General features: G+C 59.5%; 14 protein-coding genes and 1 pseudogene. 8 read left to right on the plus strand and 7 right to left on the minus strand.

The features are described from left to right. Positions 1 to 18: 18 nt before the first annotated feature. Positions 19 to 309, minus strand: a complete 291-nt coding sequence (catC, locus tag BHE75_RS22335; protein ID WP_022676046.1) for a muconolactone Delta-isomerase — start codon at positions 307 to 309, stop codon at positions 19 to 21. A gap of 12 nt (positions 310 to 321) precedes the next feature. Next, positions 322 to 1,470 carry a muconate/chloromuconate family cycloisomerase gene (locus BHE75_RS22340; RefSeq protein ID WP_022676045.1) on the minus strand — a complete coding sequence of 383 codons (1,149 nt, stop codon included), beginning with the start codon at positions 1,468 to 1,470 and terminating at the stop codon, positions 322 to 324. A gap of 105 nt (positions 1,471 to 1,575) precedes the next feature. On the opposite strand from BHE75_RS22340, the gene BHE75_RS22345 reads away from it, so the two are divergent. Then, entirely contained in the window at positions 1,576 to 2,499 is a 924-nt protein-coding gene (locus BHE75_RS22345; RefSeq protein WP_070936377.1) for a LysR substrate-binding domain-containing protein, read from the plus strand. Positions 2,500 to 2,759: 260 nt separating this feature from the next. Here BHE75_RS22345 and BHE75_RS22350 read toward each other — a convergent pair whose 3' ends face one another. After that, positions 2,760 to 3,989: an NAD(P)/FAD-dependent oxidoreductase gene (locus tag BHE75_RS22350; RefSeq protein WP_070936379.1), complete on the minus strand. Its 1,230-nt coding sequence runs from the start codon at positions 3,987 to 3,989 to the stop codon at positions 2,760 to 2,762. Between the two features lie 266 nt (positions 3,990 to 4,255). Between BHE75_RS22350 and BHE75_RS22355 the strand changes: the two genes are divergently transcribed. Further along, positions 4,256 to 5,188, plus strand: coding sequence for an alpha/beta hydrolase (locus BHE75_RS22355; protein ID WP_070936381.1), 933 nt, complete (start codon positions 4,256 to 4,258; stop codon positions 5,186 to 5,188). Between the two features lie 161 nt (positions 5,189 to 5,349). Here BHE75_RS22355 and BHE75_RS22360 read toward each other — a convergent pair whose 3' ends face one another. Both BHE75_RS22360 and BHE75_RS22365 read right to left on the minus strand, forming a co-directional pair. Beyond that, entirely contained in the window at positions 5,350 to 5,760 is a 411-nt protein-coding gene (locus BHE75_RS22360; RefSeq protein WP_254684574.1) for an FAD-linked oxidase C-terminal domain-containing protein, read from the minus strand. Between the two features lie 389 nt (positions 5,761 to 6,149). Then, positions 6,150 to 6,914: an IS6-like element IS6100 family transposase gene (locus BHE75_RS22365; RefSeq protein ID WP_013054031.1), complete on the minus strand. Its 765-nt coding sequence runs from the start codon at positions 6,912 to 6,914 to the stop codon at positions 6,150 to 6,152. Here BHE75_RS22365 and BHE75_RS23735 point away from each other — a divergent pair. Beyond that, positions 6,891 to 8,009: an integrase gene (locus BHE75_RS23735; protein ID WP_084653587.1), complete on the plus strand. Its 1,119-nt coding sequence runs from the start codon at positions 6,891 to 6,893 to the stop codon at positions 8,007 to 8,009. The genes BHE75_RS22365 and BHE75_RS23735 overlap by 24 nt on opposite strands. A 94-nt stretch (positions 8,010 to 8,103) precedes the next feature. On the opposite strand, the gene BHE75_RS23740 is transcribed toward BHE75_RS23735, so the two are convergent. Further along, on the minus strand, positions 8,104 to 8,346 hold the full coding sequence (locus BHE75_RS23740) for a hypothetical protein (protein WP_176593304.1): 243 nt from the start codon (positions 8,344 to 8,346) through the stop codon (positions 8,104 to 8,106). Positions 8,347 to 8,587: 241 nt separating this feature from the next. Between BHE75_RS23740 and BHE75_RS22375 the strand changes: the two genes are divergently transcribed. The 5 genes and pseudogenes from BHE75_RS22375 (at position 8,588) to BHE75_RS22395 (ending at position 11,023) form a co-directional block, all read left to right on the plus strand. Then, positions 8,588 to 8,851: a FitA-like ribbon-helix-helix domain-containing protein gene (locus BHE75_RS22375; protein ID WP_070936387.1), complete on the plus strand. Its 264-nt coding sequence runs from the start codon at positions 8,588 to 8,590 to the stop codon at positions 8,849 to 8,851. After that, a complete protein-coding gene (locus BHE75_RS22380; RefSeq protein WP_084653589.1) occupies positions 8,848 to 9,264 on the plus strand; it encodes a type II toxin-antitoxin system VapC family toxin in 417 nt (138 codons plus the stop codon). The genes BHE75_RS22375 and BHE75_RS22380 overlap by 4 nt, the downstream gene beginning before the upstream one ends. Before the next feature lie 71 nt (positions 9,265 to 9,335). After that, positions 9,336 to 10,484 (plus strand): tyrosine-type recombinase/integrase, encoded by a 1,149-nt coding sequence (locus BHE75_RS22385; protein ID WP_070936436.1) that lies wholly within the window; start codon positions 9,336 to 9,338, stop codon positions 10,482 to 10,484. 102 nt (positions 10,485 to 10,586) lie between these two features. Further along, positions 10,587 to 10,790: pseudogene (locus BHE75_RS22390) on the plus strand (hypothetical protein); the annotation flags it as partial. Further along, positions 10,790 to 11,023, plus strand: a complete 234-nt coding sequence (locus BHE75_RS22395; RefSeq protein ID WP_236036586.1) for a formate dehydrogenase subunit delta — start codon at positions 10,790 to 10,792, stop codon at positions 11,021 to 11,023. The pseudogene BHE75_RS22390 and the gene BHE75_RS22395, both read left to right, overlap by 1 nt. Before the next feature lie 484 nt (positions 11,024 to 11,507). Here the strand turns inward: BHE75_RS22395 and BHE75_RS22400 are convergent, their stop codons facing one another. Beyond that, positions 11,508 to 13,253 (minus strand): sigma-54-dependent Fis family transcriptional regulator, encoded by a 1,746-nt coding sequence (locus BHE75_RS22400; RefSeq protein ID WP_084653591.1) that lies wholly within the window; start codon positions 13,251 to 13,253, stop codon positions 11,508 to 11,510. Positions 13,254 to 13,352 lie beyond the last annotated feature (99 nt).

Here is a 13,352-nt window from a genome sequence, read left to right on the forward strand (position 1 = left end):
GATTATAAAATGTCCGGTTCAGCGGTCATCGTCGTGAAGCGATGAGGGATGCCGGCAGAGCGCAGTCACCTTCATCGTCATGAAAGGGTAGAGCGGCAGGCCGATAAGGATGTCGTGCAGTTGCGAATTGCTCTCGACATCGAAGATGCTGACGTTGGCGTACTGCCCCGCTACGCGCCAGATGTGTCGCCACGTGCCCGCTGCCTGCAGTTCCTGAAACCGCGCCTTCTCGGCGGCCTTCAGCTGTGCCGCCTCGTCCGCATCGAAGCCGAGCGGAATGTTGACCTGCATTTCAACCATGAACAACATGCGTGCGTCCTCTCAGGCGACGGCGTGAATGACGGGGGCCGCACTGTCGCGGCGGAAGCGGGCGATCTTTTCCTCGTCGAGCGTGACGCCGAGGCCCGGCGCATCGGGGACCGCCAGCTCGAAATCGGCATAGCGCAGCGGCGTTGCCAGAATTTCCTCGGTCAGCAGCAGGGGGCCGAACAGTTCGGTGCCCCACGCCAGTTCAGGGAACGAGGCAAACAGGTGCGCCGAGGCAACGGTGCCGACGCCGCCTTCAAGCATCGTGCCTCCGTAAAGGCCGATCCCCGCAGCCGTCGCGATGGCGGCAACCTCGCTTGCAGGATGCAGCCCGCCCGATTGCGCGATCTTCACCGCGAACACGCCGCCAGCCGCCGCAGAGGCGATGCGGAAGGCCGAACGCGGACCATTGAGCGCTTCGTCGGCCATCAGCGGCACCGCCTGGGTTCCGGACAGCCGCGCCATCGCATCTAGAGCATCGCGCGCCACCGGCTGCTCGACTAGTTCGACGCCGACATCGTGCAGCATTGCCATGCCACGCACGGCCTGCGCTTCGGACCAGTTCTGGTTTACGTCGACACGCACGCTCGCGCGTCCGGCCAGCGCCTTGCAGATTGCCCCCACATGCGCAACGTCGTCCGCGACTTCGCGCTTGCCGATCTTGAGCTTGAAGATGCGATGGCGGCGCTGCTCGAGCATGGCCTCGCCCTCCTCGATGTCGCGTGCGGTGTTTCCGCTGGCGAGCGTCCATGCGACGGGCAGCGAGGACCGTACGCGCCCTCCCCCGATCAGCTCGGAGACCGGCACGCCCAGCCGCTTGCCCGCCATGTCGAGAAGCGCCGTTTCCACCGCGCACTTGGCGAAATGGTTGCCGCGCACGCTGCGGCCGATCCGTGCCATCGTGGCGCGCACACGCGAAAGATCGCAGACCTGAAGGATCGGTGCGATATATGTATCGATTGCAGACTTGATGCTTTCAGGGCTTTCCTCGCCATAGCTGAGGCCGCCTATGGTCGTGCCCTCCCCGATGCCTTCGACGCCGTCGCCGTCGGTCAAACGAACAATGACCATCGACTGCGCACGCATGGTCGCCATCGCGAGGACGTGTGGCCGGATTGTCGGCACATCGACAATGAAGGTATCGATCCGGTCTAAAGCCGCCATTATCACACCTCTCCAACTTCACACTGTTATCAGGAAAAGTAGCGTGTCACCGGAGGGCTTTCAAAGATCATTGCGGTCATGACTCCATACCTGTAAGGTATAGCAATGGACCTGAGGCACCTCCGTCAATTCCTTGCGGTGGCAAGTGCGCGGAGTTTTTCACACGCGGCAGCCACTCTTAACATCGCGCAGCCACCCCTAAGCCGAACGATACGTCAAATGGAGGAGGAAGTAGGAGGCCTGCTTTTCGACAGGACTGCCCGGCCGCTAAGTCTGACCCCTCTTGGTCAATTGCTTTACGAGCAAGCCAGGCAAATCCTTGATCGCATGGATGACATGCAGGCCATGATGAGGACCGCTGCCGCAACGGAACGGCGACGCTTCACGATCGGGTTTGTCGCCTCCACGATCTACGCGAGGCTTCCTGAACTGATCCGCGCCTTTCGCAAACGAGCTCCTGACGTCGAGCTATCCTTGGTGGAAAGCACGACACTTGAACAGATAGCCGCTCTCAAGGACGGGCGAATTGATGTCGGCTTCGGTCGCATTCGTTTTGAAGATCCAGACATCAAGCGGACCATTCTGCGCAACGAGAGACTGGCAGTAGCATTGCCGCGCGGACACACGCTCGCGCAGTCTGAACGCGCTTTGACACTTAAGCAGGTAGCTACACAGCCGCAGATCATCTACCCGCGTGCACCACGTCCTAGTTATGCAGACCAGGTGATATCGCTGTTTCGCGACCATGGACTCGAACCGAAAATCGCGCACGAAGCGAGAGAATTGCAGATCGCGATTGGCCTAGTTGCCGCTGAGGAAGGGCTCGCAATTGTTCCTGAATCGATCAGCCGCTCCAGAAGCCACGATGTCGTTTATCGGGAACTGTCAGAGCAGGCGACATCGCCTATCATCATGAGCCAACGGATGAACGAAATCTCACCCGAGCTGCAGCTGATGGCAGGTGTTATCGCAGATGAATATGCGGGATGGGGTTATCCTGTCCCTGAAGCTTTGAGGACATCTGGTTAAGGTGTTCGAACAGTTTCGCCGCAATCAGCAAAAGAAAAAAATCCGGGGCAGTCGCAGACTCGCCTTGCCCACCCCGCAGAAGTTGCCTGAAGAAATTTGTCTGTCCGGTAACAGACATTGTCTTTTCAGGGAGGATCCGGTGGCCCAAACCTTTCTGGTGCGCTTGCGTAAACTTCACAATGCAGACCACGCCAGAAAGCATCCTGCATGGCCTGAACATTAACGGGTGCTAATCCCGCAAAAATGCCCGTGCTGAGTGTTTATGCGAGCATTTCTTTCAGCGGCACGCTGGCGTCGGCCAGCTGCTCAGGTGCGATCTGGGCCCGGGCTTCGACCAGTTTCTTGCCCTGGACGTAGTCCTTGACCATGTTCACGCAGTCGAGCGCGATGACCTTGCCGTTCTTGAGGTAGACCACCGAGAACGAGCGCGTGACCGGGTCGCCGCGGAGCACGGCGTTGTCATGGCCGGTCGACAGGCCGACGGTCTGCAGGCGCAGGTCATACTGGTTGGACCAGAACCATGGCGTGGCCTTGTAGGGCGCTTCGGTGCCACAGATGCACTTGGCGGCAGTGGTAGCCATGTCGTTGGCATTCTGGACGGATTCGAGGCGGATCACCGCGCCGTCGGCAAAGTCGTTCGAGTGAGCCGCGCAATCGCCGATCGCGTAGACATCGGGCAACGAGGTACGGCACAGTTCGTCGACGTCGACGCCGTTGCCACCCGATGCCCCCGCTGCCAGCAGCGGGCCAACACAGGGCACGATGCCGATGCCGACGATGACAATGTCGGCCGGGATGACCGAGCCGTCCTGCATTTTGACGCTGGTCGCCTTGACGCCATCGCCTTCGATGCAGTCCATCGCCGCGCCGGTGCGCAGATCGACGCCGTGGGCGCGGTGCTCGGCCTGGTAGAATTCGGAAAGGGGTTCACCCGCAACCCTGGCCAGCACGCGCGGCAGGGCTTCCAGCAGGGTGACCGAGACGTCGAACTTGGTCAGCACCGCAGCGGCTTCGAGGCCGATGTAGCCGCCGCCAACGACCACGGCGCGCTTGGCTCCGGCATCGAGTTCGGCCATCAGCCGGTCGGCGTCTTCCTTGGTGCGGACGGCGTGGACGCCCTTGAGGTCTGCGCCCACGCACGAAAGGCGGCGCGGATCGCCGCCGGTGGCCCAGATCAGCTTGCCGTAGCAGAGCTCCGAGCCGTCACCGAGCTTGACCGTGTGCGCGGCGGGATCGAGCGAGACGACTTCGGCGCCGAGCTTCATCTCGATCTGCTTATCTTCCCAGAACTGCGCCGGGCGGATGCAGATGCGGTCGAAGGTCTTGTCGCGGGCGAGGTATTCCTTGGACAGCGGCGGGCGTTCGTAGGGGATCTCCGGCTCCCTGCCGATCACCAGGATGCGGCCTTCGAAGCCATTCTGCCGCAGGGCGATCGCAGCCTGTGCGCCGCCGTGCCCGGCGCCCACGATGATGACGTTTTCTGTTCTCAAACCTGCTTCCCTACTCGAAACCGCAAGACATGTTGTCAGACCGCCGCGCAAGATGTTTTCAACAAATTCTACCCACGCCATCGGTAGCACGCGCAGCCCTTTTTCCATAATATAAAATATACTGCATAATGTGCTAGATATTATATGGCATGCAATCAGCTCGGCAGTATGGATACTAGTGAAGGCAAGGCCACGTAGCGCGATCGATTTAATAGATCACCCAACTCTGGCGAGCGACTGAATTATAGAGAGGACTACCCTAGAACATGAGGAAAATCGACCTCTTTACCGTGTTGGCTGTAGCATTCCTGCGCGCTGGCCAGCCAGCGCTCGCCCAAGCGGATCAGCTGGAAATCAAGCTGGTTCAAGCGCCGCCGGAACCCCACGCCATCCCTCTATCTTCGCCCACCGCGGCAGCCAGTAAGGGGCTTGAAACTTGGATGACGTACGGGCCACATGGCTACGTAGTCCGCAATGTCACTGTTCCCACGATCACCCCGTTTCTTCCAGACCCGTCGAAGGCGACAGGTGCTGCAGTGATCGTCGCCCCTGGCGGAGCTTTCATGCTTTTGGCGATAGAACCAGAGGGCTGGAAGGTTGCCAAAGCCCTCAATGCTCGTGGCATCGCCGCCTTCGTCCTAAAATACCGAGTGATGCCAACGCCGATAGGTATCGATGAAGCGAAGACCTTCATGGACAAAAAGGTGGCTGAGGGCCTGCCTGATCCATCACAGCAGCCATCACTTCAATACCCGCCATCAACTGACGACGCGCTAAGCGCCCTTTCCTTGGTGCGAGCAAATGCCGAGAAGTGGGCAATTGATCCTTCTCGTGTAGGAATGATCGGGTTTTCGGCGGGTGCCATGACGTCTCTCAACGCTGTCATGAGCGCAAAACCCGGGGAAGGGCCCAATTTCTTTGGCTACATCTACGGCCCACAGGCCAAGGTGACTCCGCCCCGAGACGCTCCTCCGATGTTTGCCGCGATTGCGTTCGACGATCCTCTGTTCCCAACTATGGGTTTCCCCATCGTAGAAGCCTGGCACAAGGCCAACCGCCCGGTCGAATTGCACGCCTACGCAAAAGGCGGCCACGGCTTCGGGCTCGGAATTGAGGGTACGACCACTCCGTTGATGCTCGACCAGTTCGTGGCGTGGCTGAATGCAGGAGGCTTTCTAAAATCTCAGAAGTCGGAATAGCAGCCTCATCAGGCCGAGGGTGGATCGCTTACCTCTTAATCTGCTCAAACGGATGCCAAAGCAAAAAGTCTGTTACTCGCGAAACCAACTCGTTGAACGCGTTATCTCCGTACTAAGGCTCCGAGGGGGGAAGCTGTCCGCCTTGCTAACACACTGGCCTTTCAGGCGATCCCCTGCCTGCCGGGCGAGAGGATATGGTTGGGGTCAAGCGCCTGCTTGAGCCGGGCAATAAGGTCGCGATTGGCCTCGCCGTATTGCTTCGCCACCAGGTCCATGGTGTTGACGCCGGTGCGGTAGCTCGCCCAGCCACGCTCGCCGAAGCGGGTTACCATTTCGCGGATGCAGTCGTCCGCCTTCTTCTCTTCAACAAGGTCCTCCTTGTCATACTGGATGAAGACAAGATGGTGCAGTTCGCGCCCGCCGATGGCGTATGCGACCGAGTAGTCGAAGCCGTATTTGCCCAGGATTTCCTTGGCGAGTTCGGTTTGCTGTTGCGTCTCGATACCCTTGGCCGGAGCGACCGGCGCAAAGCAGCACATCCCGCCGCCGCGCCAGCGCATGATGTGGGACAAAGCTGCCGTTCTTTCACAACCTGTTGAACGACTAATCTTGCCAGCAACGGACACCCGGCCGCGGCCGAAAGGAATTGCAAGGAGTTATCTTTAACTTAACAAGATGGCGCCTTCCCGCCTATCTTGATCACTCTGCCTTCTATGGAACCGCTCATGTGCACTGCGTTGATCAAAGCCGAAATAAAGAGGTTTCTGAATGACGACCGCGCCGAGGTGCTTTGCATCAAGGGCAAGTGGGGAGTTGGGAAGACCTTCGCGTGGCGGAAGTGGCTTGCTAAGTCCGGAGCAGATGGATCTTTGAATCCTAGACGCCGGCCCATTACGGCATCTAGGTCGGCTCTGTTGCAAAGATTGGCGGCAGTCACAGGTAGGCTGTCGCTCTGCGCCGATCAGGCGGCTGCTGCGAAATGGTGGTTGAGCATGTCCATGGCCTCCGTCAGTGCCGAGGGCCCAATGCCGAAAGCTCTCTCCACAAGGCGCACCTCTCCCCTGATGCCGGGCTGCAGGCACCAGGGACGAGCCTGTCCTTTGCGCAGGGCTCGCATGACTTCGAATCCCTTGATCGTGGCATAGGCCGTGGGGATCGATTTGAAACCGCGCACCGGCTTGATCAGCATCTTGAGCTTTCCGTGATCGGCCTCGATCACGTTATTGAGATACTTCACCTGCCGGTGGGCCGTCTCCTGGTCCAGCTTTCCTTCGCGCTTCAATTCGGTGATCGCTGCACCATAGCTCGGCGCTTTGTCAGTATTGAGCGTGGCCGGCTTTTCCCAGTGCTTCAGGCCTCGCAGGGCCTTGCCCAGGAACCGCTTCGCTGCCTTGGCGCTGCGGGTCGGCGACAGGTAGAAATCGATCGTGTCGCCCCGCTTGTCGACTGCCCGGTACAGGTAGGTCCACTTGCCCCGCACCTTGACGTAGGTTTCATCCAGGCGCCAGCTCGGATCAAAGCCACGCCGCCAGAACCAGCGCAGCCGCTTCTCCATCTCCGGGGCGTAGCGCTGGACCCAGCGATAGATCGTCGTATGGTCGACCGAAATGCCGCGTTCCGCCAGCATTTCCTCAAGGTCGCGATAGCTGATCGGATAGCGACAATACCAGCGCACCGCCCACAGGATCACATCACCCTGGAAATGGCGCCACTTGAAATCCGTCATCGCTCCATCCGTTCAATCTCCGCCAAGCATGCTCAAGCTTCACGATTTTTGCAACAGAGCCATCTCGCCTGCTATGCCACCTTTTGCGCACGCGCGGGCGGGATCGGCCTGCCCGCGAACGAGGCACGGATCGTCGCCTACCTCGAGGATTGTGAACGGCGCGAGCTCAAGCCGGCGACGGTCGGGCGGCGTCTTGCCAGTCTGGCGGCGGTGCATGGCCTGCTCGGGGTGGCGACACCTACCCAGGGGAGCATCGTGCGCGACGCGCTGCGTGGGTTTCGGCGCCGGGTCGATGTCACGCAGCGTCAGGCCGGGCCGCTGCGGTTTGGAGAGGGGCTGGGCAGCGCTCCGGCAAAAGGGTTTACCCTGAGCGCGCTGTTGCAGGCATGCCCTGGAACATTGCCTGGTTTGCGCGATGGGGCGCTGCTCAGCCTCGCCTACGACACCGGGTTGCGCGTGTCCGAACTGGTGCGGGTGGCGTGCGACCATATCACAGTCGAACGCGATGGTTCGGCAGTCCTGACCGTTCCGCGCTCGAAGACCGATCAGGAAGGGCAGGGGGCCTATGCCTGGCTCTCGCCCGACACGATGCGGCGCGTGTCTGCATGGCGGACAAGCGGCGGGATTGCCGAAGGCCCGCTGTTTCGCCGAATCGGCGTGGTGCGGACCAAGGCTCGCGCTGCCGAGGCCCCTGCCGCCTTGCCTGCCCCGCCGGGGTTCAGGTGGCGGCTGCCCGCAGGATCGCCATCGCCTGCCGAAGCTAAACCCGTGCTGGCATCGACGACCTATGTCATCGGCGAAGAACCGCTGACACCGGCGGCGGTGCGACTGATCATCAAACAAACCGCCCGGCGCGCGGCAGACGAACACATGGTCAATCTGTTCGGAAAGGAGCTCGATGCGGCGATTTCAGCGCTCAGCACGCATTCGCTGAGAGTAGGTCTAACGCAGGATCTGTTCGCCAGCGGAGAAGACGCCGGGCCGATTGCGCAGGCTCTGCGTTGGTCCTCGACATCGACCGCGCTGCGCTATGGCCGCAAGCTGGCCCCGTCGTCCAATGCCACCGCGCGCATGCTGCGCGAAGTGCGGGGATAGAGGAGGTGCTCTTGGCCAGGAGTGTGCGGAAACCGGGAAAACCCGTTGCCATCAATTATGGCAGAGCGGCATCAGTTCGTCTTCGGCGGTGACACTAACTTTGGCAGCCGACAGAAAACGGATCCCCCACCGTTTCGAGGCGAGGCCGCCCGGCCAGATGGAGACCGCATTGCCAGGAAATAATATCGATTTCCTCGATTTCGTAATTCTGTAGGCGTAGCGCGGCGGCGTAACCTGTCCAGCTCGCCCGCAGATTCCAGGCTGGGGCAAAGGAAGTCGCACAAATCCGCGCATCAAGCCGCCCAATCGCCGCGCCAGCATCGGCGATCGCGGCCACCAGATCGGGCGTCCAAGCGATGCCGGTAAGGGGCGGGGGAGGGTGCTTCACGGACAAATTATAGCCTGACGAGTGATGTTTAGTCCATATGCCGGTTGATTAAGTGTTGATAATGGCTGCTTATCGTAACTACGCAAAACTCAGATTAGCGATTGCATGATTGCATTTTACTAGTTTCCGATGTGAATTGCCGCTATATTAGCGGCGATGGCCACCTCGGCCGCCAACATGGAGTCCGCGCATGGCCAGCGTCACGATCCGCAACCTGTCTGAAGAAACCAAGGGTCTGCTTGCCCAGCGTGCTTCACGTAGGCGCCATAGTCTCGAGGAAGAACTGCGCCAGATTCTCGATGAAGCTGCGCGCGCAGAAGTGGGCAACCCCGATGCGCTCGAGCCGCTCGGCAGCTTCATCGTGCGCATCACGCGGCCAGGCTATGACGATGTCGCCGCCGCGATCGATGCGCAGCGCCAGCGCCCTGATCGAGCGTTGCCGGTCTTCGAATGATCTACCTGATCGATTCCAACGTGGTTTCCGAGTCGATGCGGCCAGCACCCTCGGCTCGTGTGGTGACATGGCTCGATCGCCATGCTGGCAACTGTGCTATGCCGACTGTTGCGATCTTCGAGGTACGTGCCGGGATCAACTCCATGCCACCCGGGCGCCGCCGCGACGAACTGATGGGGGCGTTCGAGCGTATCGTTGCCCGATTTGGTCCGCGCGTCGTGTCCTTCGACCGGCCTTCGGCGGAAATGGCGGCCGAACTGGCCAGCGTCAGTGCCAGCGCTGGACGGACCATGACGACTGGCGACGTCCAGATTGCCGGTATCGCAGGGGCTTACGGGCTCACATTGGTGACCCGGAACGTGAAGGATTTTGCAGCTACCGGCATCGACCTGGTCAATCCTTGGGGCGATTGATGCGGCGACCGATCATCGCACCGCCAGCCCGGCTGCTTGCGGCCCAAGCACCCGACGAGAAAAGTCCTGACATGCGCGAACCCGTCCGCCCTCAAAAATCATCGGTCCGTACCCGAAAGATCGTTCCTTTATCTGTCGAACCAGCAGATCTGATCGGAGATGTGCGCGCACTGGCAGGTGCAGGCATTCGCATCGACGAGGCGCTGCTCGATGCAGCCATGCGTGGCTGGTCCGAAAACACACGCCGCGCCTTCCGCTCTGACCTGACCTTGTGGGGGCAATGGTGCCGATTGCGCCGCGTTGAGCCTGCCGTTGCAAGGCCTGCCGACGTTGCTGCCTGGATCCGAGCCCTTTCCGGTACTGAGACTTGTGACCTCAAAACCCGCGCAATGGCGACGATCGAGCGCTACCTCGTCCATGTGGGCTGGGCTTACCGCATGGCGGGTCTCACCGATCCAACGTCGGACCCCTTGGTCAAGTTCGAGCGCAAGGCGGCCCGTAATCATCTAGGCGTGCGGCAGCGGCAGGCGCATGCCATTCGCTTCAAAGGCGACATTGCCGATCTCGACAGCCCTGCCTCGGGGGTGTGCCTCGCGCACCTGCTCAAGGCCTGCCGCCGCGACGAGCTGGGTTTGCGCGATGCCGCGTTGTTACGCATTGCCTATGATACGGCGGCGCGGCGATCTGAACTGGTGGCGATCAATGTTGCGCACATTGAAGGCCCTGATAGTGAGGGCGCAGGGATCCTTCACATTCCCTCGAGCAAGACTGACCGTAAGCAAGCTGGTGCGCAGGCTTACCTTTCTCCAGCAACCATGATGGCCATCACGCGTTGGTGCAAAGCTTCTGAAATCGACCAGGGGCCGCTGCTGCGCCGGGTCACGACGCATTTTGACGGATCAATCGATGGTATCGGTGCAGAGCCGCTACACCCCAACAGTATCACGCTCATTTACAAGCGGCTTATTCGCCAAGCCTGGGAGAAGGGCTTGCTGGGGCAGATGAGCGAGGCCGAGCTTAGTCGCTGGTGCAAGGCGATTTCGTCGCATTCCATTCGTGTCGGCGTAGCGCAGGATAACTTTGCCGCAGGTGAGGGGCTACCAGCGATCATGCAGGCTTACCGCTGGCGCGATGCACGCACGGTGTTGCGCTATGGCTCAAAACTTGCTGCCAAAAGTGGCGCGAGCGCCAGACTGGCAAAGCGGTTCTCCGATCAGTAGCGCGAACAACACGCCGAATGCCGTGCAGATTGAATGCAGCCCAATATGGCGCGACGATTGGAGTTCAGTGCACGCAATTGCGCTCTACTTTGGCGCCCGACAGTTGTCCCCGGCGTGGTCTATACCACCTTTCACCACCCCGAAACGCAGGCCAATCTCGTCACGACCGAGTTCTCCGACTGGGCGACCAATTGCCCGGAATACAAGGTGACCGCAGTGCAGGTATCGGCGTCCAACGGGCCAAGTGACTGGCAGGAAAACTATGCTGCGCTCACCACCCGCGCGCGCCGCATCGAGGCGATCTGATGGACGAACAGCGGCTTGTAAGCATGGCCAACCAGATTGCCCGCAATCTGGCGGCGCAAGGTGAGGATGCCGCCGTTTCGGCAATGGTCCAGCATATCGTGGATTTCTGGGATCCGCGCATGAAAGCTGCGATATTGCTCGCTGACCCGCAGGGCTTGGATCCGATAACTGCGACGGCGATTTCAAGACTGGGTGTTGATTGTGAAGCAGCGTTGGAGTGGGACCCGCTCTGACGGGAGGTAATGCATTGATTTCTATCCTTATACTGGCGCATGCCGGGGTCCCGATCGGCGCCGATCGGGACCCCGGTCAAAACCAACTTTTTACGGCAATTCAAAATGATAGATCGTGAAGTAGGAGGGGCCCGTTCCAGCGCCGATCCACAGGTTTGTGCGAGCGACAGCGTTACCAACTAGTTTGGGGGCCGGCTATCAAGTTGACCAAGCTGTGGAGCGCAGGAATCGCGCCAACCGTGGGTCGTAAGTGCTACCGCCGCACGTACAAGCCATAGCGAGTGGTCTTGTTCGGGTGAGCGTCATATGGCTGCCAACTCGGTCCCGTCTTCTCGGCCTTCACGGCGGCCAATGCCACCTTGGCCTTGAATATGGGGCTGTCGTTCCGGCGCGGTCGTCTGCTCTCCTGTCACGCGGCATGATGGCCGCCATCAGACAGAAAATCCACTAATCGCCCTGTCCAGAATCGCCGCCCAGCATAAGATTACTCGGCTTGCCATTTCTTGAGTCGATAATCGATTTGCGCGCGTGTGACACCGAGCAGCTTTGCTGCCCGAGCCACATTGTCGTTTGTCGCGGCAAGAGCTGCCTTGATCGCCGCGCGCTCCAAGCCTTCAAGGTTGAGGCCTTGAGAGTTCAGTGCGTCTAGGATTGTCGCGGGCAGACCATCCAGATCATCTGAGCTGTGGGCCAGATTGCCTGCTTCATCCAGTTGCATCAGTCTTTTGGCAGCTTCTGCCAATTGGCTTTGGGGGAAATGGCCAACTTCGAGCATTTCCCCTCGCTGGCACATGATAACTGCGCGTTCGATGACATTTTCAAGTTCTCGGATGTTCCCGGGCCAGTTGTGTGCCAGCAGCATCCGGTAGGCTTGCCCCGAAATCCCGGAGACATTTCGATCGTGACGTGTGCTGAACATCTTTAGAAAATGATCGATCAGCACCGGTAGATCATCCGTGCGCTGGCGCAGAGACGGAATCTGTATCGGAAATACGTTCAATCGATAATAGAGGTCGGCGCGGAATCGTTTTTCCTGGACTGCTACTTCAAGATCTTCGTTTGTAGCGGCAATAACTCTGACATCGGCTTGAAGTGTCTTGTTGCTGCCAAGCCGCTCGAATTTATGATTCTGGAGAACCCTAAGAAGCTTGCCCTGCGATGATAGCGAAAGCGTGCCGATTTCGTCGAGAAAGATGGAACCGCCATTCGCTTCTTCAAACCTGCCGGGCCGCGTGGCACCTGCGCCCGTAAAAGCCCCCTTTTCCACGCCAAACAATTCGGCTTCAAGGAGATTTTCTGGAATGGCGGCGCAATTGATCTCCACGAACGGATTCTCGCTACGAGGGCTTCGATCATGGATCTGTCTCGCAAAAACGCTTTTCCCGACGCCGCTTTCACCCAGCAGGAGTACGGTCGCGCGTGTGTCGGCTACCTGATTGACCTTATGCTGGACGGCATTGAACGCGGTGGACCGACCTACAACGATTCCACTTGCATTATGGGCTTGCAGTAAGAGTTCAGGCTGTAAGGAAATCGGACCGGTGGCGGTTGTGGCATCATCTTCGCTCATTTGGAGCGCGGAGTAATAGACCATGTCTTCAGTACTATCACTCCACTGATCGGCAAATTTTGCGATGCCGCTGCAATGATCATGGCCGCCCGAACAGCATGCAAGCTCTCGGAAATGTACTGGCGCGCCATAACATGTGGTCAAAAAACCAGCAGCATAGCCAACTGTCATCCAGCAGCCCGATTCCGAGTTATGGAAGCGCCGCTCGTCATCGCCGATGCGTTCGATACTGTTCTTCCAAACGAACTCGATGTGGCAGCGCCGCCTATTTTCATCGAGGTCGATGTTGATCACGGCAGCGGCAACCATACCGTGGAGGGTATGCATTTGCCCACCGGTCAGCAGCATTTCCTCCCACGATTGTGCCGGACTTCTCTCAAGTGAGGCCTTGGCGTCGCGACAGCCGGCTGAATAACCGAGCCGCGTTATTAGCGCCCGTGCCTGATGGTAGCCAAGCAACGGCAAAAGTTCGGATCGGAGCTGCGCAAGCCAACTGGCGTGCAAGAGGGTGACCCGGCTCTGGTCCAGCCAGATCAATCCCTCGGGAAGATCAAAGTGCAGCCGTTCGATGAGGCCGGCAATATCGCGCTTCGTAGCCGTCAGGCTCACATTCGGAGTCCATTTCACCGATTCTGAATGGTCCACACGATGCTGGTTCAAGACACCCTCCTCGATGTCGGAATATTCCGAGATTGTGATTATTTGACATCGGAATATTCACAGTTTTTGCGATGCCTGCAAGCTGAAACGACCAATGTC

Source organism: Edaphosphingomonas haloaromaticamans (assembly GCF_001853345.1).
Classification (GTDB): Bacteria; Pseudomonadota; Alphaproteobacteria; order Sphingomonadales; family Sphingomonadaceae; genus Sphingomonas_E; species Sphingomonas_E fennica.